The 21683-nt window shown below is 36.9% G+C and carries 24 protein-coding genes; 12 read left to right on the top strand and 12 right to left on the bottom strand.

Annotation, left to right across the window (positions count from 1 at the left end; all coding sequences use genetic code 11):
* Nucleotides 1-11: 11 nt before the first annotated feature.
* From EPI11_RS16460 to EPI11_RS16445, 4 genes are all read left to right on the top strand, one after another.
* The gene (locus tag EPI11_RS16460; protein ID WP_128391079.1) at nucleotides 12-482 is read left to right on the top strand and encodes a MarR family winged helix-turn-helix transcriptional regulator; all 471 of its coding nucleotides are present in this window, start codon (nucleotides 12-14) and stop codon (nucleotides 480-482) included.
* A 52-nt stretch (nucleotides 483-534) separates the two neighbouring features.
* On the top strand, nucleotides 535-2925 hold the full coding sequence (locus EPI11_RS16455; RefSeq protein WP_128391078.1) for a 3-hydroxyacyl-CoA dehydrogenase/enoyl-CoA hydratase family protein: 2391 nt from the start codon (nucleotides 535-537) through the stop codon (nucleotides 2923-2925).
* 35 nt (nucleotides 2926-2960) lie between these two features.
* Nucleotides 2961-4142 carry an acetyl-CoA C-acyltransferase gene (locus tag EPI11_RS16450; RefSeq protein WP_128391077.1) on the top strand — a complete coding sequence of 394 codons (1182 nt, stop codon included), beginning with the start codon at nucleotides 2961-2963 and terminating at the stop codon, nucleotides 4140-4142.
* A 77-nt stretch (nucleotides 4143-4219) separates the two neighbouring features.
* Nucleotides 4220-6019 (top strand): acyl-CoA dehydrogenase family protein, encoded by a 1800-nt coding sequence (locus EPI11_RS16445; RefSeq protein ID WP_164879191.1) that lies wholly within the window; start codon nucleotides 4220-4222, stop codon nucleotides 6017-6019.
* Nucleotides 6020-6162: 143 nt separating this feature from the next.
* Here the strand turns inward: EPI11_RS16445 and EPI11_RS16440 are convergent, their stop codons facing one another.
* The 3 genes from EPI11_RS16440 to EPI11_RS16430 all read right to left on the bottom strand — a co-directional run bounded on the left by EPI11_RS16440 (nucleotide 6163) and on the right by EPI11_RS16430 (nucleotide 8262).
* Nucleotides 6163-6324, bottom strand: a complete 162-nt coding sequence (locus EPI11_RS16440) for a lmo0937 family membrane protein (RefSeq protein ID WP_128391076.1) — start codon at nucleotides 6322-6324, stop codon at nucleotides 6163-6165.
* 26 nt (nucleotides 6325-6350) lie between these two features.
* Nucleotides 6351-6950, bottom strand: coding sequence for a DUF4142 domain-containing protein (locus tag EPI11_RS16435; protein ID WP_128391075.1), 600 nt, complete (start codon nucleotides 6948-6950; stop codon nucleotides 6351-6353).
* 106 nt (nucleotides 6951-7056) lie between these two features.
* Entirely contained in the window at nucleotides 7057-8262 is a 1206-nt protein-coding gene (locus EPI11_RS16430; protein ID WP_128391074.1) for an NAD(P)/FAD-dependent oxidoreductase, read from the bottom strand.
* Nucleotides 8263-8396: 134 nt separating this feature from the next.
* Between EPI11_RS16430 and EPI11_RS16425 the strand changes: the two genes are divergently transcribed.
* Complete coding sequence (locus EPI11_RS16425) at nucleotides 8397-9593, top strand: LETM1-related biofilm-associated protein (RefSeq protein WP_128391073.1); 1197 nt, start codon at nucleotides 8397-8399, stop codon at nucleotides 9591-9593.
* 139 nt (nucleotides 9594-9732) lie between these two features.
* On the opposite strand, the gene can is transcribed toward EPI11_RS16425, so the two are convergent.
* From can to EPI11_RS16405, 4 genes are all read right to left on the bottom strand, one after another.
* On the bottom strand, nucleotides 9733-10377 hold the full coding sequence (can, locus tag EPI11_RS16420) for a carbonate dehydratase (protein ID WP_128391072.1): 645 nt from the start codon (nucleotides 10375-10377) through the stop codon (nucleotides 9733-9735).
* Nucleotides 10378-10429: 52 nt separating this feature from the next.
* The gene (locus EPI11_RS16415) at nucleotides 10430-12052 is read right to left on the bottom strand and encodes a SulP family inorganic anion transporter (protein ID WP_128391071.1); all 1623 of its coding nucleotides are present in this window, start codon (nucleotides 12050-12052) and stop codon (nucleotides 10430-10432) included.
* Nucleotides 12053-12135: 83 nt separating this feature from the next.
* Nucleotides 12136-12447 (bottom strand): hypothetical protein, encoded by a 312-nt coding sequence (locus tag EPI11_RS16410; protein ID WP_206619134.1) that lies wholly within the window; start codon nucleotides 12445-12447, stop codon nucleotides 12136-12138.
* Between the two features lie 44 nt (nucleotides 12448-12491).
* Nucleotides 12492-12992 carry a Dps family protein gene (locus EPI11_RS16405; protein WP_128391069.1) on the bottom strand — a complete coding sequence of 167 codons (501 nt, stop codon included), beginning with the start codon at nucleotides 12990-12992 and terminating at the stop codon, nucleotides 12492-12494.
* A gap of 109 nt (nucleotides 12993-13101) precedes the next feature.
* Here EPI11_RS16405 and EPI11_RS16400 point away from each other — a divergent pair, with 109 nt between their 5' ends.
* The gene (locus tag EPI11_RS16400) at nucleotides 13102-14049 is read left to right on the top strand and encodes a LysR substrate-binding domain-containing protein (protein ID WP_128391068.1); all 948 of its coding nucleotides are present in this window, start codon (nucleotides 13102-13104) and stop codon (nucleotides 14047-14049) included.
* 53 nt (nucleotides 14050-14102) lie between these two features.
* Here the strand turns inward: EPI11_RS16400 and EPI11_RS16395 are convergent, their stop codons facing one another.
* From EPI11_RS16395 to EPI11_RS16380, 4 genes are all read right to left on the bottom strand, one after another.
* A complete protein-coding gene (locus EPI11_RS16395) occupies nucleotides 14103-14300 on the bottom strand; it encodes a hypothetical protein (RefSeq protein ID WP_128391067.1) in 198 nt (65 codons plus the stop codon).
* 135 nt (nucleotides 14301-14435) lie between these two features.
* Nucleotides 14436-15098: a tRNA (5-methylaminomethyl-2-thiouridine)(34)-methyltransferase MnmD gene (gene mnmD / locus EPI11_RS16390; RefSeq protein WP_128391066.1), complete on the bottom strand. Its 663-nt coding sequence runs from the start codon at nucleotides 15096-15098 to the stop codon at nucleotides 14436-14438.
* Nucleotides 15099-15551 (bottom strand): hypothetical protein, encoded by a 453-nt coding sequence (locus EPI11_RS16385; RefSeq protein ID WP_128391065.1) that lies wholly within the window; start codon nucleotides 15549-15551, stop codon nucleotides 15099-15101. It abuts the gene before it with no gap.
* Nucleotides 15551-16198 carry a DUF4920 domain-containing protein gene (locus EPI11_RS16380; protein WP_241657649.1) on the bottom strand — a complete coding sequence of 216 codons (648 nt, stop codon included), beginning with the start codon at nucleotides 16196-16198 and terminating at the stop codon, nucleotides 15551-15553. The genes EPI11_RS16385 and EPI11_RS16380 overlap by 1 nt, the downstream gene beginning before the upstream one ends.
* A 215-nt stretch (nucleotides 16199-16413) precedes the next feature.
* Between EPI11_RS16380 and EPI11_RS16375 the strand changes: the two genes are divergently transcribed.
* Nucleotides 16414-17466: a branched-chain amino acid aminotransferase gene (locus tag EPI11_RS16375; protein ID WP_128391064.1), complete on the top strand. Its 1053-nt coding sequence runs from the start codon at nucleotides 16414-16416 to the stop codon at nucleotides 17464-17466.
* A gap of 78 nt (nucleotides 17467-17544) precedes the next feature.
* Here EPI11_RS16375 and EPI11_RS16370 read toward each other — a convergent pair whose 3' ends face one another.
* Nucleotides 17545-17928, bottom strand: coding sequence for a pyrophosphohydrolase domain-containing protein (locus EPI11_RS16370; protein WP_128391063.1), 384 nt, complete (start codon nucleotides 17926-17928; stop codon nucleotides 17545-17547).
* Between the two features lie 75 nt (nucleotides 17929-18003).
* On the opposite strand from EPI11_RS16370, the gene EPI11_RS16365 reads away from it, so the two are divergent.
* The 5 genes from EPI11_RS16365 to EPI11_RS16345 all read left to right on the top strand — a co-directional run bounded on the left by EPI11_RS16365 (nucleotide 18004) and on the right by EPI11_RS16345 (nucleotide 21636).
* Nucleotides 18004-18192, top strand: coding sequence for a hypothetical protein (locus tag EPI11_RS16365; protein ID WP_128391062.1), 189 nt, complete (start codon nucleotides 18004-18006; stop codon nucleotides 18190-18192).
* Between the two features lie 111 nt (nucleotides 18193-18303).
* Nucleotides 18304-18822 carry a hypothetical protein gene (locus EPI11_RS16360; RefSeq protein ID WP_128391061.1) on the top strand — a complete coding sequence of 173 codons (519 nt, stop codon included), beginning with the start codon at nucleotides 18304-18306 and terminating at the stop codon, nucleotides 18820-18822.
* Nucleotides 18823-18825: 3 nt separating this feature from the next.
* Entirely contained in the window at nucleotides 18826-20604 is a 1779-nt protein-coding gene (locus tag EPI11_RS16355; protein ID WP_128391060.1) for a sensor histidine kinase, read from the top strand.
* The gene (locus tag EPI11_RS16350; protein ID WP_128391059.1) at nucleotides 20601-21215 is read left to right on the top strand and encodes a response regulator transcription factor; all 615 of its coding nucleotides are present in this window, start codon (nucleotides 20601-20603) and stop codon (nucleotides 21213-21215) included. The genes EPI11_RS16355 and EPI11_RS16350 overlap by 4 nt, the downstream gene beginning before the upstream one ends.
* A 109-nt stretch (nucleotides 21216-21324) precedes the next feature.
* Nucleotides 21325-21636, top strand: a complete 312-nt coding sequence (locus tag EPI11_RS16345) for a hypothetical protein (protein WP_128391058.1) — start codon at nucleotides 21325-21327, stop codon at nucleotides 21634-21636.
* Nucleotides 21637-21683 lie beyond the last annotated feature (47 nt).

The following is a 21683-nucleotide window of genomic DNA, read 5'->3' as shown; positions in this document are numbered from 1 at the left end:
AACAATAACCTATGAAAGAGAAAACAATAGACTATATACTGAGGGCAACATGGCAGGCAGTGTCGAGAATGTATAATGAAGAAGCCTCAAAATATGGTGCCAGCATGTCGGTAGGATTTGCGCTCCTCTCCATAGACAAGGATAATGGTATACCATCTACAGCATTGGGACCGCAAATGGGTATGGAACCTACGAGCCTTACCAGAACGCTAAAATCGATGGAAGAAAAAGGACTTATCATTAGAAAGAAAAATCCGGTAGATGGTCGTGGTGTATTAATACACCTTACTAAGCTGGGTAAAGAAAAAAGGGAACTTTCCCGCGATAGAGTTCTTAAGTTTAATGATGTTATTCGTCAGCACGTGCCTCAGGAAAAACTGGATAGTTTTATGGAAGTTGCCGAGGTGATCAACGAACTGATATCTGAAAAACTGATATTTAACAATGATAGTAACGAATCTATAGATACAATAAACAAATAATCCTGATGCCGCTAAGGCGGTACTCCGGCAAACTAAAAAACAATATAAACAAATGAAACGCACTATTAAAAAGGCAGCTGTAATAGGCTCCGGTATAATGGGCTCTGCCATAGCAGCTCATTTAGCCAATATAGGTGTTGAAGTACTTTTACTTGACATACCGCCAAGAGAACTTACTGAAGCTGAACAAAAAAAAGGACTTACATTAGAGAGCAAAGCTGTAAGAAACAGAATTGTTAATGACCATTTGGCCAACTCTCTTAAATCGAAACCCTCTCCTATTTACCACCAAAAGTTCGCCGAAAGGATCACGACAGGTAATACAGAAGATGATATGGCCAAGATCGCTACTGCCGATTGGATCATTGAAGTGGTTGTTGAACGATTGGACATTAAGCAAAAGGTATTTGAACAGGTAGAAAAATACCGTAAGCCGGGTACACTGATTACCTCTAACACATCAGGTATTCCAATAAAGTTCATGAGCGAAGGCCGTAGTGAAGACTTCCAGAAACATTTTTGCGGTACGCACTTCTTCAACCCACCGCGTTACTTAAAACTTTTTGAAATCATTCCGGGTCCGAAAACTTCAACTGAAGTACTGGATTTCCTTAATAATTATGGCGAAAAATTCCTTGGTAAAACAACTGTAGTTGCCAAAGACACGCCAGCCTTCATTGGTAACCGTATTGGTATTTATGGCATTATGAGCCTTTTCCATTTGGTAAAAGAAATGGGACTTACCATAGAAGAAGTAGATAAACTTACAGGTCCGGTAATTGGGCGTCCTAAGTCGGCTACCTTCCGTACTGTAGATGTCGTAGGATTAGATACATTAGTTCACGTAGCGAATGGTATTTACGAAAACTGTCCTAACGACGAAGTTCATGAACTTTTTAAACTTCCAGGCTTCATCGACACGATGATGCAAAACAAATGGCTGGGCAGCAAAACCGGTCAGGGTTTCTACAAAAAAGTAGATAAAGATATTCTGTCTCTTGACCTTGACACTTTAGAATATCGCGCTGCCAGGAAAGCATCTTTTGCTACACTTGAACTTACAAAAACAATCGACAAACCTATAGACCGTTTTAAAGTACTGATAAAAGGTACTGATAAAGCAGGTGAATTTTACCGCAAGAACTTTGCAGGCATGTTTGCCTATGTGTCTAACCGTATACCTGAAATCACCGATGATCTTTATAAAATAGACGACGCTATGAAAGCCGGCTTTGGCTGGGAAAATGGCCCGTTTGAAATATGGGATGCCGTAGGTGTAGAAAAAGGGCTTGAGCTTATTAAAGCCGAAGGCCTTGAAGCAGCAGCATGGATTAACGATATGCTTGCATCGGGCAATAAGAGTTTCTATACTTTAAAAGAAGGCGCTACCTATTACTATGACCTGGCTTCTAAATCTCAGAAGAAAGTACCTGGACAGGATTCATTCATTATTCTGAATAACATCCGCGAAAGCAAAAAAATATGGAGCAACAGTGAGGCTATCATTCAGGATCTGGGTGACGGTATCATCAATCTGGAGTTCCAGTCTAAAATGAATACCATTGGCGGCGGCGTGCTTCAGGGCATAAACAAAGCTATTGATCTTGCCGAAAAAGAATATGACGGCCTAGTGATTGGTAACCAGGCAGCAAACTTCTCTGTAGGTGCAAACATAGGTATGATTTTTATGATGGCTGTAGAGCAGGAATATGACGAGCTTAATATGGCTATCAAAATGTTCCAGGATACTATGATGCGTGTACGCTACTCCTCTATTCCGGTAGTCGTAGCTCCGCATGGAATGACACTTGGTGGTGGCTGCGAAATGAGCATGCATGCTGATAAAGTGGTAGCTGCTGCAGAAACGTATATTGGATTGGTAGAATTTGGTGTTGGGGTTATCCCCGGCGGCGGCGGTTCGAAGGAAATGGCACTGAGAGCATCGGATACCTTCCGTAAAAATGACGTTGAGCTTAACGTATTGCAGGAATACTTCCTGACAATAGGTACGGCTAAAGTATCAACATCGGCTTATGAAGCCTATGATCTTGGTATCCTTCAAAAAGGAAAAGATGTTGTGGTTGTAAACAAAGACAGACAGTTAGCTGAAGCTAAAAAACATGCTAAACTCCTTGCCGATGCAGGTTATACACAACCTATAAAACGTAAAGATGTGAAAGTACTGGGCAAACAGGCACTGGGTATGTTCTTAGTAGGAACGGACAGTATGGAAGCCGGACATTATATCTCTGAACATGACAAGAAAATTGCCAACAAACTGGCTTATGTAATGGCAGGTGGCGATTTATCTGAAGCTACATTGGTTACAGAACAATACCTTCTTGACCTTGAAAGAGAAGCATTCTTATCGCTTTGTGGAGAAAGAAAAACACTAGAGCGAATTCAGTTTATGTTAACTAAAGGAAAACCACTTAGAAACTAAACTCAATTCTCAATACTAATATCTAGAATCTAAAAATGAAAACAGCATATATAGTAAAAGCATACAGGACAGCAGTAGGCAAAGCGCCTAAAGGTGTGTTCCGTTTTAAAAGACCCGACGAACTGGCAGCAGAGACTATTCAGTTTATTATGAATGAACTGCCGGACTTTGATAAAACCAGAATTGATGACGTAATGGTAGGTAATGCCATGCCGGAAGCGGAGCAGGGATTGAACTTTGCCCGACTTATCTCTCTTATGGGACTTAAGATCGACGATGTTCCCGGAGTAACTGTTAACCGTTACTGCGCATCAGGATTAGAAACGATTGCAATGGCTACTGCAAAAATACAATCAGGCATGGCCGAATGTATTATTGCCGGTGGTGCAGAGAGCATGAGCTATATTCCTATGGGCGGTTACAAACCGGTACCGGATTATCAGGCTGCAAAAAATGGCCATGAAGACTACTACTGGGGCATGGGATTAACTGCCGAAGCTGTTGCAAAGCAGTTTAAGGTATCCCGTGAAGACCAGGATCAGTTTGGCTATATGTCACACCAAAAAGCGCTTAAAGCTCAGGCAGAGGGCAAATTTGACAAACAGATCGTGCCTATTACAGTTGAGCAGATATATGTAGACGAAAATGGTAAAAAAGCCACTAAAAGCTATACAGTAACAAAAGACGAAGGTCCTAGAGCTGATACTTCTTTAGAAGCATTAGGTAAATTAAGGCCTGTTTTTGCTGCCGACGGAAGTGTTACCGCAGGTACCTCATCACAAATGAGTGATGGTGCTGCCTTTGTTATGGTAATGTCTGAAGATATGGTGAAAGAACTAAACCTTGAACCTATTGCCCGTATGGTAAGTTATGCTGCTGCAGGTGTTGAGCCGAGAATAATGGGTATCGGTCCTGTAAAAGCAATTCCGAAAGCGCTTAAAATGGCAGGTTTGCAATTGAAAGACATTGAGCTATTTGAACTTAACGAAGCTTTTGCTTCGCAATCGTTGGCTGTAATGCGCGAATTAGGCATCAACCAGGATCTTGTAAATGTAAATGGTGGAGCTATTGCTTTAGGACACCCACTGGGCTGCACAGGAGCTAAACTTTCGGTACAGTTATTTGATGAGATGAAACGCCGTAACAACAAATATGGTATAGTTACTATGTGTGTAGGAACCGGGCAAGGTGCTGCCGGTGTTTATGAAATACTTTAATGAGATAGTAAACAGAAATCCGGTTGATACCAATCGGAACAAAATATAACTTACAACAATATTAAAACAGAATAAAAATGGCAGAAATAGCAGATTTAGCACGTGGAGGTCAGTTTTTAGTGAAAGAAACCAGAAGCGAAGATATATTTACTCCTGAAGATTTTTCGGAAGAGCAGATAATGATGCGCGACACGGTTAAAGAGTTTGTAGATCGTGAGATCTGGCCAAACAAAGACCGTTTTGAGAAAAAAGATTATGCTTTTACTGAAGAGAGCATGCGCAAAGCCGGAGAACTTGGTTTTCTTGGCGTAGCTGTTCCTGAAGAATATGGTGGGTTAGGTATGGGCTTTGTATCGACTATGCTGGTATGCGACTATATTTCTGGCGCTACAGGTTCATTCTCTACAGCATTTGGAGCGCATACAGGTATTGGTACTATGCCAATTACACTTTATGGCACAGAAGAACAAAAGAAAAAATATGTACCAAAATTAGCAACGGGTGAATGGTTTGGTGCTTACTGCCTTACTGAACCAGGAGCAGGATCTGATGCTAATTCAGGTAAAACAAAAGCGGTATTATCTGAAGATGGTTCACATTACAAGATCACCGGACAAAAAATGTGGATATCAAACGCAGGTTTCTGTAGTGTATTCATTGTATTCGCAAGAATTGGTGACGATAAAAACATAACAGGATTCATTGTTGAGAACGATCCGGCTAACGGCATCTCAATGAATGAAGAAGAACATAAATTAGGTATTCGTGCTTCTTCTACCCGTCAGGTTTTCTTTACTGAAACTAAAGTACCGGTAGAAAATATGCTTTCTGAAAGAGGAAATGGTTTTAAAATCGCCATGAATGCTCTTAATGTAGGTCGTATTAAATTAGCGGCTGCCTGCCTTGATGCTCAGAGACGAGTAACATCGGGGGCTGCAAAATATGCTAACGAAAGAATACAGTTCAACACCCCTATCTCAAGTTTTGGTGCTATCCGCGCCAAACTTGCTGAAATGGCGACCAACTGCTATGCAGGAGAAAGTGCTTCATACAGAGCTGCTAAAAACATCGAAGACCGTATCAATGCGCGTGTTGCCAATGGCGAATCGCATCAGGATGCAGAACTTAAAGGTGTTGAGGAATTTGCAATTGAATGTTCTATCCTTAAAGTAGCTGTATCTGAAGACGTACAGAATTGTGCGGATGAAGGTATTCAGATCTTTGGTGGTATGGGCTTCTCTGAAGATACTCCTATGGAAAGTGCCTGGAGAGATGCAAGAATTGCAAGAATCTATGAAGGCACAAACGAGATTAACCGTATGCTTTCTGTAGGTATGCTGGTTAAGAAAGCGATGAAAGGCCATGTAGACCTTTTGGGTCCTGCAATGAAAGTTGCTGAGGACTTAATGGGAATACCATCGTTTGATACCCCGGATTATTCTGAGCTTTTTGCTGAAGAGAAAGAAATGATCGCCAAGCTTAAAAAAGCATTCTTAATGGTGGCCGGATCTGCTGTACAAAAATACGGCCCGGAACTGGATTCTCACCAACAGTTACTAATGGCTGCTTCAGATATTCTTATCGAAATATACATGGCAGAGTCTGTGGTATTACGCACAGAGAAACTTGCCAAAAGTAAAGGCGCAGACAATGTAAAAGAACAGATCGCTATGGCACAGCTTTATTTATACAAAGCAGTAGATATCGTTACAATTAAAGGTAAAGAAGGAATTGCTTCGTTTGCCGAAGGCGATGAGCAGCGTATGATGATGATGGGCTTAAAACGCTTTACCAAATACACAAATATGCCAAATGTAGTAGGACTAAGAGAAACTATTGCAGCAAAAATAATAAGCGAAGGCGCTTACCCATATTAATACTACTATTGTTTTTAGTTTGTTTAACCCCGCTATCTATTTATACATAGCGGGGTTCTTTTTTATTTATCTAAATTATTACAAAAACTAAAACCCCTTGACGCATGATACATCAAGGGGTTTTATTATAGTTACTATATCATTTAATTTGTTGGCGGCTTTCTTCTTATCATATTATAACCTATCATCACGATAGCTGCAATAAGCAGAAGATTAATAAGGGCACTGCCTACATGGTAAGCAAAACTACCTATAGCCCACATCAGTAAAAACAATACAGCAACGATATACAATAAATTTCTCATAGCAATTTTAAATGCAGGCTAATGAATTACTTCACAGCGTCTACTTTTTCTTTTGTTAATTTAGCATGTTCAAGATGCGTTCTAAGCGTTGGCAGCATATTAGCAGCCCACATTCTTATATCTGCATCGGCAGCTTTTTCAGATGCCTTCTCCATTTTTTTAATTAGGTCTTCATGACCTGAAACCATCAAATCTACATATTTTTTGTCAAAATCGTGACCATTTTTATCATTTAGGTCTTTGTATGCTTTTTGACCATCTTCTGTAAGTGATGTAGGCAGGCTGATGTTTTTCTTAGCAGCTGCTTCTTTTAAAGCGGCAGCCGATTTTTCATGCTGTTCTACCATCATTTTACCTAAAGCTTTCACATCCGGATTGGTACTTTTTTGCTGTGCCAGTTTACCAAGCCCTATTTCTTCCATGTCTACTTCGGCAGCATCAACAAAATACTCAGAATCGTCTTCTTTTGCTTCGTCTACATTGTCAAATTTTGCTTCGTTCTCGTCTTCCGCAACCTCTTTCGGATCTTCCTGTTTCGGTTCCGTTTTACATGACTGCATTCCTAAAGATAAAGTTAGTACCGCAGCTCCAAGCAGCGTTTTACTAAAAATTGATGTCCTTTTCATAATCGGTTAGTTTTGTAATTAATTGTTGAACACCGAAATTAACACATAAAATAGCATGGAGTTGTTAGCGCTTTCACAATTAGTGTTATGGAAATATTAAAACGCTTTATCTGTCAAATGAAAATAAATGCAGGTCCTTGTTCTCTTTACCCAGGATCAGATCGGTAATGATCTCCGCTGCAATAAGACTGAACGTAATACCGTTACCGCCAAACCCAAGCGCAAAATAACTGTTGGGCAGTTTCTCATAAGGCCCTATATAAGGAAGCCCATCTTTAGTAGAACCAAAAGTACCGGTCCAGCTAAATTCGGGTTTAAAATCAAGAAGAGGGAATGTTTTATTGATGTCTTTAGTAAGTTCTTTTGTCTTTTTATCAATTAACTTGTCTCTTATAACAGGATCATTAAAATCTTCATCCCTACCGCCTATCAACACCCTGTTGTCTGCGGTTGTACGCATATACAGATACGGATTAGCTGTATTCCAGATCAACACATCATCTTTCCAAAATTTACGCACATTATACTGTTCGCTCACTACGGCGTAAGTAGACATAAGATTTACGATCTTTTTATCAATAAAATTTACTACTTCATAGCCTGTAGCATATATTAGTTTTTTGGCCTTTAACGTATAACCGGTTTCGGTAGTAAGCACCACACCTTTCGGATTATGCTTAATGTTTGTAACCGGGCTCCTGTCAAATATTTCATTTGCTTTTTCCTTTTTATACTTGTGCTGAAGCAGTTTATGTGTAAGCATATAAGCGTTGGTCTCTGCTCCCTGATCAGATAATATGGCTCCAGGACTGCTAAAACCAAACTCTTTCATTATTTCCCTTTCTTCCAGATAGCGTACTTTGAATCCCGCTGCCTTTCTGGCTTCAAATTCCTTTTTTAGCTTAGGCACATCTTTTTTATATGCAGCATAATAAAGGCTTTTTTTCGATTCAAAATATTCAGCATCATGCTTCTTAGCAATATCACCTAACTTATCTATGGCTTCGCTGCAAAGTGTATAAGCACGCTCTGCTTTCTCTTTACCTATCATATTAGAAAGTTCATAGAGTGGCACATCGATCTCATATTGCAATAATGCTGTACTGGCACAAGTACTTCCTAATCCAATGGTTCTGGCATCAATTGTAACGCAGTCGATTCCGGCATTGACCAGATGATAACGTACTAATGCTCCTGATATTCCTGCACCGATAATTACTACCTCTGTATTAATATTACGATCCAGTTTAGGAAATGTAAAAGGTAATCCGTCTTTGATAAGCCAAAATGGGTATCCAGCTTTTAGTGTCATATAATTTTAATTTGGGGGTTAAACAAATTTATATTTTTTATATAAGACAATTTTAACACACTATAAAATATAGGTTTTATTTAACTCTTATTAACAGGCTGTTAAGTGAGTAAAAAATTGTATAGTTTTGCAGAATGATAAACCCTTCTGCCAGCGGCTGGATTGATAAATTTTTTGCGCAGCTAAAAAACAGGCTGCCTGTCCATCCTAACTCCCATGATTTTTACAGATCAGTACGGGATACAGGCTTTATATATGGACATGTAGTATCTTTTAGCAATCTGGACACGAAGGAAACAAAAGGGTGGACAACTGAGGAAATTACTAAAGTTGCCTTACTCAATACCTTATATGATGTATACCGACTGGTAAATAAACAAGATGATCCTAAAAGCTTTATCGAAAAAGGAATTCTTTTTTATAAAGAAATGACCCCTGAAGGTTTCGATTTCTTCAAGAAAGTATTACCCGCAGGCACACAAAGCCATCGGTTAGAAGAAATTCTGGATGAACGTATCAGGACCAATAATAATATTTTAAGCCGTAATTTTTCGCACATACTTACCAATGCGCTGCTGTTTATGGATATCCTGGCCTTTCGCCAATATCTCCTTAACAACGAAATTCCGGAAAAATATTTAAAGAAACTGGAGGAAACCGTTATGAGTATTGTTTCGCTTGCGTTAAAAACAAAGACCGAAAGATCTACTTATGACAATCTGCTCATAAAGCTGTTTGAATCATCTGTTCGTTACACCAAATTCTCATCGATCAATACCGATGATCTGGAAAAACTGGAGCTAAAGTATTTCACTTCTAAACCTGAAAAAAATTATCTGCTTGATATGGCGGGAATGGCAATTTGGAGTGATGGCAAAGCACAGGAATCTGAAATTGATTTTCTATACCGCCTTGCCAAACAACTTGAAATTAATGATGAGATTGCTGCAGAAAGTATCGCTTCTTTTCATCTTTTCATAAAAATGAACCGCAAAGAAATTCCTTTTTTCAGGTATTCAAATCCAGTAAAGCATTTTTATGACCATGCGTCGCAAAACGTAATGCTGCTTATTCGCCGTAACAAAAAGCGTTTGGTAAAAGAATTATCTAATAATGCCGAACTGATGCTCCTTCTTACCCACTCTACCCACCGTAACCTGGAGGATAAAGAAAAGAAAAAGATCAAGAAACAGCTGCTTGAAATATGCAAGACAATACCATCGTTAACCATTTTCCTTTTACCGGGAGGCAGTTTGTTATTACCATTACTTATTAAATTCATACCGCAGTTACTACCGTCTATGTTTAATGAGAATCTGGACAATGAATAAACCGGATAAAGAAAACAATTGGACCTCTTTAAGTATTATCGAAGTACTATTAGAACTTTTCACTGCCATCTTTTCCTGATAAAACTTCTATCAAATAAAAAAACCACCTTTATGGCGGTTTTTTAGTTTCAATACAACACTAAAATTGAAGACGGTGTACTTTACCCAAATCACCGTTATCGCAAAAATTAACTTCAAGGTCTTTTACTATACCTGTATCAAGTCCGTAAACCCATCCGTGCAGGCATAGTTCCTGTCCGTTTTTCCATGCATTTTGTACAATAGAGGTTTTTGCAAGATCCGAAACCTGTTCTTTAACATTAAGCTCCACAAAAGCGTTAAACCTATCATTCTCATCTAAAATAGAATCAAGGTAAGCATGGTGGTGTCTATATACATCTTTTATATGACGGATCCAGTTATCAATAAGCCCGATAGAATCGTTACCCATAGCAGCTTTAACACCACCACAACCGTAATGACCACATACTATAATATGTTTTACTTTTAAAACATTAACAGCATAATCAAGTACGCTAAGCATATTCATATCAGTATGAACAACCATGTTAGCAATGTTTCTGTGTACAAAAACTTCACCCGGCTGAGCTCCGATAACTTCATTAGCAGGAACTCTACTATCTGAACATCCTATCCATAATAATGGCGGTTGCTGCCCTTTAGCAAGTTTTTGAAAATATTCCGGGTCCTGGCTTAATTTAGTTTCAGACCAAATTTTGTTATTGTCTAGTATCTTCTTGTAAAAATCTACGCTTGTACTCATAATATTATATTTTATATAGATTCTGCACCAGGGCACAGAAGTTGTTTCTTTTTTAAACTGTTTCTTTTTTCTCTTTTTTAATCTTGTGTTCTACAAACACATGCTGTTTAGATGGATCAGTATTTTCTAACTCATAAGCTTCTTTAAAGCCAACAAGTTTCACTTTTATATGCATCTCTTTAGCTTTAAACTCTGTGAATTCCTGTATCAGGTCTAATACATCATGGGCGATGTATACAGTATCTGATGCATCGATAACCACTTTTGATTTTGCAGGAATCTCATTCAGCGTATATTTAATTGCTGCTTTATTAAGGAATGAAACTTCCTGAGCAAGATCGATATGGATCACATCGCCTTCTGCATATTCATCTTTTCTAAAATTGTAAGCTCTTTTAAGATTACCTCTCAAAACAAAGATGATACTTATTATCATACCTAAAGCCACACCTTTTAGTAAGTCTGTGAATACTACTGCAAGCAATGTTGCTATGAAAGGTATAAACTGGTATTTCCCTTTGTGCCAAAAGTGAAGTACAGTAGCCGGTTTAGCCAACTTATAACCTACAAGTATTAATACTGCCGCAAGGGTTGCTAATGGAATTTTGTTTAGAATGAACGGAATACTAAGTACACACAATAGTAATAGGACACCATGTATAATTGCCGACATTTTAGTTTTTGCTCCTGCATTAGCATTTGCCGAAGAACGTACGACTACAGATGTCATTGGTAAACCACCTAAAAGTGCACTTACCATATTACCAACACCTTGTGCTTTAAGCTCCATATTAGTACTTGTATAACGTTTCTGCGTATCCATCCTGTCTGATGCTTCTATACATAAAAGCGTCTCGATAGAAGCTACAATAGTAATCGTCATAGCAGTGATCCAAACCTGGGGATTAGATATACTTGCAAAATTTGGAGTAATAATAATAGCTTTAAACTCTTCTAAAGATTGTGGCACGGGAAGATTTACAAGGTGAGCTGCAGCAATTTGAAGATTACTGCCTGTTGCGATGAATACTTCATTTAAAACAATACTCACTATAACTGCTACAAGTGCTCCCGGAACCAGTTTAAGCTTTTTAAGGAACGGTACTTTATCCCATAGTATAAGGATGGTAACAGATATTGCCGTTATAATAATCGCACCAAGATGGAAATAATCCAGGGCGCCTACAATAGACGAAAATGTGTTGCCTCCACCTGCCTGTAAAAAGGATTCATCACCTTCAAAGTCGGCATCAAAACCTACCGCATGCGGCAGCTGTTTAAGGATAATGATAACACCAATACCCGCAAGCATACCTTCTATTACATTAGATGGGAAATAATTAGAAATACTTCCTGCTTTAAGAAATCCCAATATTAATTGGAAAAGACCAGCAAGAAAAACTGCCAGCAAAAAGGTTTCGAATGAGCCTAATGCTGTAATTGCTGTTAAAACAATGGCAGTAAGACCCGCAGCCGGACCGGATACGCTTATATGGGATTTACTTAACCATCCCACTACAATACCGCCAATAATACCTGAAATAATCCCAGACAACGGTGGTGCCCCGGATGCTAGTGCAATACCTAAACATAATGGTAGAGCCACTAAAAATACCACAAGTCCCGATGGAAAATCGGCCTTGAGGTTAGCAAAAAGATTTGTCTTTTTTGTCATAACCGATAAAATAATATAATACAATTACGCTTGCAAATACTCATGTATTCACACAGCTGTCCAATAACGGACGTCAAATTGGATTATACGAACTCGGGAGGAGGAGAAAATATCTCTTCAGAAACATTGTCGTGTTTTTGAAGATTTGCAGATTTTATGACAGAAACCTTTTTTGTAGGTTCAAAGAAGGTTAGCCGCAATTCACTATGTGGTGCGGCTTTTACCTCTTTTATTTCTTTTTGGATTTCTTCTTCTGTAAGGCTGTAAACCATAGACATATCTGCCTCGTCTTCAATCAGGCTCACAATAGTAGGTGATGCCAGAAACGACAGGAACAGAAATAACACTATGTTTACAATTATTTTCATAGAAATGCGAATGTACGCTTTTTCCATTAACAAAATTCGAGCCAATATTTAATTTTATACTAAAATTTACATTAAATCTCTTCCTCACTCCACGCTTTCATCATCCACATGGTTTTCTCCTGTTCTTTAATAAAATCACTCATCATTGAGTTTGTACCTTCATCACTTATTTTGTCAGATTCATCCAGTATTATTCTTTCGATCTTAAGCAGATCTGCAATAGAAGTCATGATCAATTGAACAGCCTCTGTATCTTTCGAAATGTTTTTACCAACTTCAAGTCGGTTGTTTGCTATATAATCCTCTAAAGTATGTAGTGGTGTACCTCCTAAAGTAAGTACACGCTCTGCAATCATGTCTATTTTAAGCTGGGCGTCATTATAAAGTTCCTCAAATTTAACATGAAGGTCAAAAAAGCGTTTTCCGCGTATGTTCCAGTGAATACCGCGCAGGTTTTGGTAATAAACCTGAAAATTAGATAATAGGATATTAAGTTCTGCTGCAATTACTTCTGATTCTTTTACTGGTAAACCCAGCACGTTCGTGGCGTTTTCTTGTTTTTTCGTTCTCATATCTCTCGTATTGATTGTAAGTTTTATAATCTAAATTTAAGTAAAATTACCCATAAAAAGGATAGCTAATATCAATAGTTTTTATAATTTTATCATAAAAATCTATACTATGACTATTACCCAATTGCATTATGTACTTGCCGTAGCAGAACACAGAAATTTCACCCTTGCAGCCGAAAAGTGTTTCGTTACACAGCCTACATTAAGTATGCAGATACAAAAGCTTGAAGAAGAACTTGAAATACAAATATTTGACCGTAGTAAAAAGCCTATCCAGCTTACAGACGTTGGACAGAAAATTGTACAGCAGGCAAAGAATATTGTAAACGAATCCGGGCGTATTAAAGATATTGTAGACCAGCAAAAAGGTTACATTGGAGGCGATTTTAAAATAGGGATCATCCCAACGATTATGCCTACCCTGCTCCCTATGTTTATGGCAAATTTTATCCATAAGTATCCAAAAGTGAACCTTATCATAGAGGAACGCACTACTGAGGAAATTATCCGTATGCTTAAAAACGGGCAGCTGGATGCTGCAATAGCTGCTACTCCTTTAAATGAGGAAACTATAAAAGAGATTGTAATGTACTATGAGCCTTTTGTAGCTTATGTACCGGAGAATAATCCTGCTTACCAAAAGAAAGAATTTGAGGTAGAAGATCTCGAAATGAACCTGAGTAACATTTTATTATTACAGGACGGACATTGTTTCCGTAATAATGTACTTAATATATGCAAAGCCACATCTCTGCCTTCTGAAAATCATTTTCAGATTGAAAGCGGCAGTTTTGAAACAATGGTAAAATTAGCCGATGAAGGCTTAGGAATGACCTTGCTCCCTTATTTACATACATTAGATATGGAAGGTAAGTCCAAAGCAAAACTGCGTCATTTTAAAGAACCAAAACCATCACGCGAAGTAAGCCTTATCTATTCTAAAAAAGAATTAAAACTTCACATAATAGAAGCATTACGCAGCACGATTGCAGGTGTTATTAAAGGCGCAATAGCTTTCCAGAATGTAGAGATTTCAAGCCCTTTGCAAAGAAAATAATAACTGTGATATGTTATAAAAAATAAAGGAGCCTCAAGAGGCTCCTTTATTTTTTATTGCTCAACATAAATTAAGCAGGCTTTTAATTCAGGTTTTTCGATCGTGAAATTATTAAGCCAGTCAACCAGTTGTTCAATTTCGTAAGGCAGGAGAATTTTAATAGCTTTCTCTACTTCCTTACAAAACAGTATAGGGTCAAAGCTTACGCTTTCCAAAATTTTTTTTGTATAGCTAAACATAGGTCTAGTCATGGTTACTGCAATTGTTTAATATTAGTAGGTGTAAGAACGAGTATGTAAATGTAGCAAAAATAAATCGATTGAAACAAAATTATTCTCAGCCGTTAACAGTTAAAGTTTTCAAAACTACAATTATTTAACAAAATATTAATATTTATAACCACGAAGCATTTCTCTTTTACCAGGTGGCCCTGGGATTTTTTCTGTCCTAAAACCCGCTTCGATCATGGCTTTCTTAATAACTGTTCTGCATGCATAGGTTACCAGTATTCCATCTTTTTTTAACGCAGAAAACATTTTGTTAAATATTTCCACACTCCATAAATCAGGTTGAAATTGATAGCCAAAAGCATCAAAATAAATAAGATCGTAAGTATTTACATCTTCAATGTCCTGAAAAAACTGTTTACGCTTTTCTAAAGTGAAGTTAGTACTAAGAGCATTTCGCTTTTCCCAATCCTGACTGTGCATTGTATTAAAGATATCCTGCTTATTTGACGCACCTAACTGCTCCGGGTAATTAAGCTGTACTACCTCTTCCGGTGTAACAGGATATGCCTCAACACCCGTATAATCTATTTGTTGACTATTTTTTAACGATTCAACATAAGTTATAAAAGCATTAAGACCTGTGCCAAAACCAATTTCTAAAATAGAAATGGGCCGGCTTTGAGTTAAAGCCAGCCCATTTTGTATAAATACGTGATTTGCTTCCTGAATCGCCCCAAATTTAGAATGGTAATTCTCCTGCATTTCCGGCAGGTAAATCGTTACCGATCCGTCCTGGGTTGTTATGATTTCTCTTTTCAATTATTTAATATATAATTTTTTAATTCTTGGTATTGGGCCTTCGCATTTTTGTTCATGGCACTTTACGCAAGTAGAAACAGCATCATTAAAGTGTTTCTTAGCATTGAGGGAGTCTTTGTAAATAAGCTCCTGGGCTTTCAAAAACTTACCAGCCTGCATTTTAAAAAAAGCATCATTCTCGCTTTCGTCAGTCATTGCCGAAGCATGAATGTTTAAAAAATGCTGTGGAAAGTTACCTATAGTGTCGCCTTTTATAATGCGTTCTTTAAGCCTCATATTATCTACATACATCTGTTCCATAAGAGCAGCCATTTGAGACATCTCATACATTTTAAACTCTTTCTTCTTGGCTGGAGCTTCTTTTGCAGGTTCAGCCTTTACAACTTCTGCTTTCTTTTCACATCCGGCAAAGGTAAGGACTAAACATAGAGGCAGTAGTAGAAATCTCTTCATTATTTGCTTATTAGAACACCGTCTGCTAAAAATTTATATTCAATTTTTGGTTCTGTAATTTTTGCAATTTCTGCTTCAGATTTACCACCGTCTTTAGCATAATGCCTAAGCTGCGCTACAGAAGTCTCACTTATAAAAGCTTTACCGCTTACGATAGCTTCCTGGTCTGCTGCATTTAAAGGTACGAAGAACGCATAATCTTTAAATTTCACGAAAGTTTGCTTTTCATTTGGCAATTGCATAGCCATCCAGCATCCTTTCTTTTGGCAAACGTCTTTAATTTTAGATTTAAACTTTACAGCAATAGTATCACCTGCTTTAAGTCCTTTATATTTTTTTAGCATTTCTTCTTTGCTAAGTGCTTTATCAGCAACGATCTTATCACCAAAGGCAGCATAGTCACCTTTTGTTTCAGCCTTTACTTCCTGAACCGGCTTTACCTCTGCTTCTTTTTTATCAGTTGCTGCAACTTTTACAGCATCCTCTTCTTTAACAACTTCTGCTGTAGTAACGGTATCTATATCTTTAGCAACAGTATCTGTTTGTGCTTCTATTGCAGTTGCATCTACCGGAGCTTCGGCCTCTTTATTTTTTTGACAGGCAGCAAGCAAAACAATTGCAGCAGCCATAATTACTGATTTTTTCATTTTATAACGAAAGTTGAATTTTATGTTACAAATTTAGACAGAAACTTTAAACACGCAAATGCATTATCGCTATTTCATTCTTATTTATTTAACTTTATTTCAACAGGTTAAATTTCAATGGGGTTAAATTGACTTTAAAAAAGGAGTCGAGTGTATCTTTTTAGTAAATTTGCAGTAACACAACTGAAATATTAATCATCACGAAACCCTAATTAATGAGCAACGTAATCATTAACAGAGCAGAAACATCAAAAATTGAATCTGTTGATTTTGAAAACCTGACTTTTGGAAACACATTCACTGACCACATGCTGGTTTGTGATTTTAGAAACGGACAATGGGAGCAGCCGGTTATACAGCCCTACGCACCTTTTTTAATTGACCCTTCTGCAAAAATATTCCATTACGGACAAGCAATCTTTGAAGGCATGAAAGCCTATAAAGATGAACATGACGATGTATGGCTTTTTAGACCTGATCAAAATTATGATCGTTTTAATAAATCGGCAGTAAGACTTGCAATGCCGGAAATTCCTGAAGAGGTTTTTATTGACGGACTTAAACAATTAATACAAATTGAAAAGGAATGGGTAAAAAAAGGGAATGGTAATTCACTTTACATCCGTCCGTTCATGATCGCTATAGGATCTGGTGTAATAGCCGCTCCATCTACACAATATCGTTTTATGATCATTCTTTCTCCTGCTAAATCTTATTACTCAGGTGAGGTTAAAGTTATCATCGCAGAACATTTCAGCCGCGCTGCAAATGGCGGTATAGGTGCTGCAAAAGCTGCAGGTAACTATTCTGCACAGTTTTACCCAACAAAACTGGCTAACGAAGCAGGATTCCAACAAATTATATGGACTGATGATGCTACACATACCAAGCTTGAAGAAGCGGGTACTATGAATGTATTCTTCAGAATAAACGATACACTTTATACGGCACCAACCAGCGAAAGAATTCTTGATGGTGTAACCCGTAAAAGCCTTATTGAACTGGCTGCACGTGAAAACATTAAAGTAGAAGAGCGTTCTGTATTGGTAGCTGAACTTGTTGAAGCTGCAGAAAACGGTACACTTAAAGAAATTTTTGGAGCAGGAACTGCTGCAGTAGTTAATCCTATCGTCGGATTTAGCTTCCAGGACAAATACCATGAACTTCCAAAAATTGAAAATTCTTTTGCTTTAGAACTTAAAAGTAAGTTAACTGGTATACAGCGTAAAGAGTTAGAAGATACCTTCGGATGGACTGTAAAAGTATAGTTGACACTGAGTTCATTTATGAACTAAACAATAATAGAAAAGCCGGAAATTAACTTCCGGCTTTTTTTATGCTATTAATTACTTAAGTATCTCTTCAAAATTAGGCTTAAAGTAATTAGGCCCTTTCAGTACCTTACCATCTTCACGGTATACTGGTTTTCCGTCGGCGCCTAACTTGCTCATATTACTACGCTGGATCTCATCAAAAACTTCTTCTATCTTGTACTGCAAACCATGTTCTATAATAGTACCGCATAAAATATAAAGCATATCGCCAAGGGCATCGGCAATTTCTACAATATCATTGTTTTGTACTGCTTCATAGTACTCTTCATTTTCCTCTTTCATAAGGTTATAACGCAACAGGTTTACGGCTTCACCTAAAGTTGCTTTTGGCACTTCGCTTACCCCCTGCCCAAACGAAGTGTGGAATTCTTTTACAGACGCTAACTGTTTTTTCATTTTTCATCAGATTTGTGACCTAAAAATAATTAAAAATAAGAACAGAGTATTGTACCTTTGCAAAAAGATTTCAACATGTTCACAACAGGACAACTTTATTTCGCGCTATTCTTTATTATCGTTTTTGTGGCTGCAATGATATATGTATACCGCAAAGATTTTAAATTACATAAAAAATATTATAACGGCAGCTATAAAGTACTTATAGGTTTTCTTGCTTTTATAGGAGCACTTTTTATTATTAAAATTTACCTTAAGGGATAAATTCCTAATAATATCTTAAAAATATCACATCAAAAATCCCCACTTATGGGGATTTTTTTTTACCTTAATTACCTGAAATTTGATGAAGTAACCAATTAAACCTTACATATTATGGAAAACAAATCGGAACCATGTTGCTTAGAATGCCAAGCAGAGGATTGTACTTACACAGTTAAAGGAACTTTTGAGACGGATGGTAAGATAAATTTAAACATATTACTCCCTGCAGGCAACTATCGCTTTGGACCTTTTATTGACATGACAACAACTGTGGCCGGTAATAAAATAAATGCATTATTTGTTCATATGCAATTGGAACACAATGATCCGGGAAATGCTGTTTTTTATACGACAGGAGATCCCACTATTTCATTACAAATTAAAAGAGATGATATCGTAGCATATCCATCGTCAACCGGTTTTGACTTTAATGAATATAACGCTCTTATTATCATATACCATTCAAATTTATATGATAAAGACGACGTGTCCATACTTTTCAAATCAGTAGCAGAAACATATCGAAAAGTATGTGAAAGAGGAGCTTATAACGAACCTAACATGAAATCTATCGCTCCTACCAAAAGTCCTAAAAAAAGAGGTATGAGTATTATTCTAAAAGCAAAATAATTAATGTTATCCAAGCTTAAAATAATAGCGTTGCTTATAAATATATTATTTATAAGCAACGCTTATTCTCAATATTCAAAAAACCTTGTAGCTATTGAAAAAGAAATAAACACAATAAATCAGGAAGAAGTCTTCTTGAAATTAAAAAAAATAAACCCTAACTCTCTGCAAAAAGCAGATAAAGCACTATATAATTATCTTTTAGCAAAAAGCTACGAATTCACAAATGAAGAAGATAAAGCCTATCAATATTATCTTGATGCAAAAAAACTCTACAAAGAAATAGATAGTATTGACCGGGAAATGAGTATAAATCTTGATATTGCCTATCTAATAGGAGCTCAGGAAAATAATAAAATAACTAATGTATATTTAAACGAATATATAAAATATGCAGAGAAAAAAAATGATCCTGTAAAAAAGGCTAAGGGCTACGTCGAGATGGCTTCTTTTAAAGCGGATAACAAAGATTATATTACAAGTTTTGCTTATTATAAAAAAGCAATGAAAGTAATAAAAAACACAAATAATGAAAGATTAAAATATGTCATTAACCATAATATTGCGGCTTTGTACAATGACAATTTTAAGAAGCCTGATTCTGCTTTATTTTACTTAAAAAATAATTTAGATTATTTAAATAAAATCCATAACAGCCCAGAGATGTGCTCAAATTACATTAACCAGGCAGGGGCATATTATCACTTAAAGGATCACAAGAACGCTATTAAATATCTTAAACAAGCCGACAGTATTCCTATTGATAATTTTTCCCTTAAAACAAAACAATACATCTATGAATTTTTATATAAAAACTATGATGAATTGAAGGATTACCCAAACGCATATAAATATCTCTTATTAAACAAAAAATTCGCTGACAGTGTAAATGTAACTGAACAAAATATTGCCATGTCCGACATTCAGACAAAATATCAAACCGCAGAGAAAGAACTGGAAAACACAGAACTTAAGAGCAATATAAAAACAAACAGGATACTCCTTTATACCTTTACAAGCTTACTTATTGCCAGCGTTATTATAGCCTACCTCGTTTATAAAAATGCAAAGCGCAGGGAAAAAATATCCCTTCAGGAAAAATTAATAGAACAACAAAAGCTTGATAAAGCATTAAAGGACTATGAGCTTCACAGTATAGACCTTATGCTGGAAGGCCAGGAAAAAGAAAGACAGCGCATAGCGAACGACCTTCATGATAATTTAGGAAGTATGCTGGCTACCTTAAAACTAAATTTTGAGAACCTTAAACTCAGAAAAAACGAGTTGAAAGATGAAGAAAATAAACTGTATGAAAGAACAGATCAACTTATAGAAGAAGCTTATCAAAAAGTGCGCAGGCTCGCCCATGCTAAAAATGCAGGGGTTTTTGCAAGCGAAGGCCTTATTCCGGCCATTAAAAAACTGGCAGAAAAAATATCAATCCCCGGTAAATTACAAATACAGGTAATTCCGTTTGGATTTAATGACCGTTTGGAAAGTACACTTGAAATAGCCATTTTCAGAGCAGTCCAAGAACTATCTACGAACATAATTAAACACTCTGAAGCTACAGAAGCTACTATTCATCTTACCAACCATGAAGACAATATTAATATAATTATAGAAGACAACGGGATAGGTTTTGACAGTACTGCAATAAACACCGCAGACGGCATGGGACTGCAAACGATTCAGAAAAAAATTGCCCAACTGGGTGGTACTTTTACAATAGATACTACACCTAGAAAGGGAACAACCATAATAATAGACATACCGGTATGATACATTTAGCAATAGCCGAAGACCATCAGTCACTCATTGATGGCATAAAAGTATTTCTTGAGTATGAAGACGACATTATAGTTGTTGGCGAAGCTAATGACGGTGAACGGCTGTTGGAAATTGTACGATCTAAAAAACCCGATGTGGTTTTAACAGATATCCGTATGCCAAAAATGGATGGCATTACTGCGACAAGACATATCAAAAAAGAATTTCCTTCCTGCCGCGTTATTGCCTTTAGCATGTTTGAACAGGATGAAGCCATGTTGCAAATGCAGGAAGCAGGTGCCTCCGGTTATATTATGAAGAACTCTTCATTAAAAATTGTTCTTGCAGCAATAAGAGCCGTTATGAAGAATGAAACCTATTTTGACTCTTCTCTCACAAAAAGCGATCATAAAAAAAATGACAATGACATTCCATTAAGCAAAAGAGAAATGGAAATTGTAAAACTTATAGGCGAAGGCAAAACGTCTCAGGAAATTGCCGATCTCCTGTTTATTGGTAAAACTACTGTAGACACACATAGAAAGAACATTCTAAAAAAGCTGAGCTTACAGGGAAAGAGTGAACTTTTGCGCTATTCCATGGAAAAAAAATACGATTTTTAGAAGGCTGAAATCTTAATAGATCTACTATGCAAAATACCTATTATTAGGTATTTTTTTGCTTTATATAATACTACAACTTTGTGTATATAAATCTATTAAATCACCAAACATGAAAACTTTAAAAAAAATCACATTAGTATTTATGCTTTTTATTGGAACATTTGCAATAGTAGCATGCGAAGAAGAAGAAACATCAACGACTGTTAGCGGCGATGACTGCGCTGATAAAATTGAAGCACTTGTAGATATAATGCTCAGTAAGAGTGATGCGCTTTCAGTTAACCCAACACCGGCAAATTGTGAGGCTCTTAAAACGGCTGCTATTAACGTACTAAAAGCTGCAAAAAATTGTGCTAATGGAGTTGAATACGAACAAGCAGCTCAGGCCTGGAGGGATATCGACTGTTCAGATTTTAATTAAAAAATCAGACTCTTTATGTCTATATAAAAACAACTATTCCCAGTAGT

This window comes from Flavobacterium cerinum, from assembly GCF_004028155.1.
GTDB classification, from domain to species: domain Bacteria; phylum Bacteroidota; class Bacteroidia; order Flavobacteriales; family Flavobacteriaceae; genus Flavobacterium; species Flavobacterium cerinum.
This window is presented reverse-complemented; position numbering and strand designations above follow the sequence as displayed.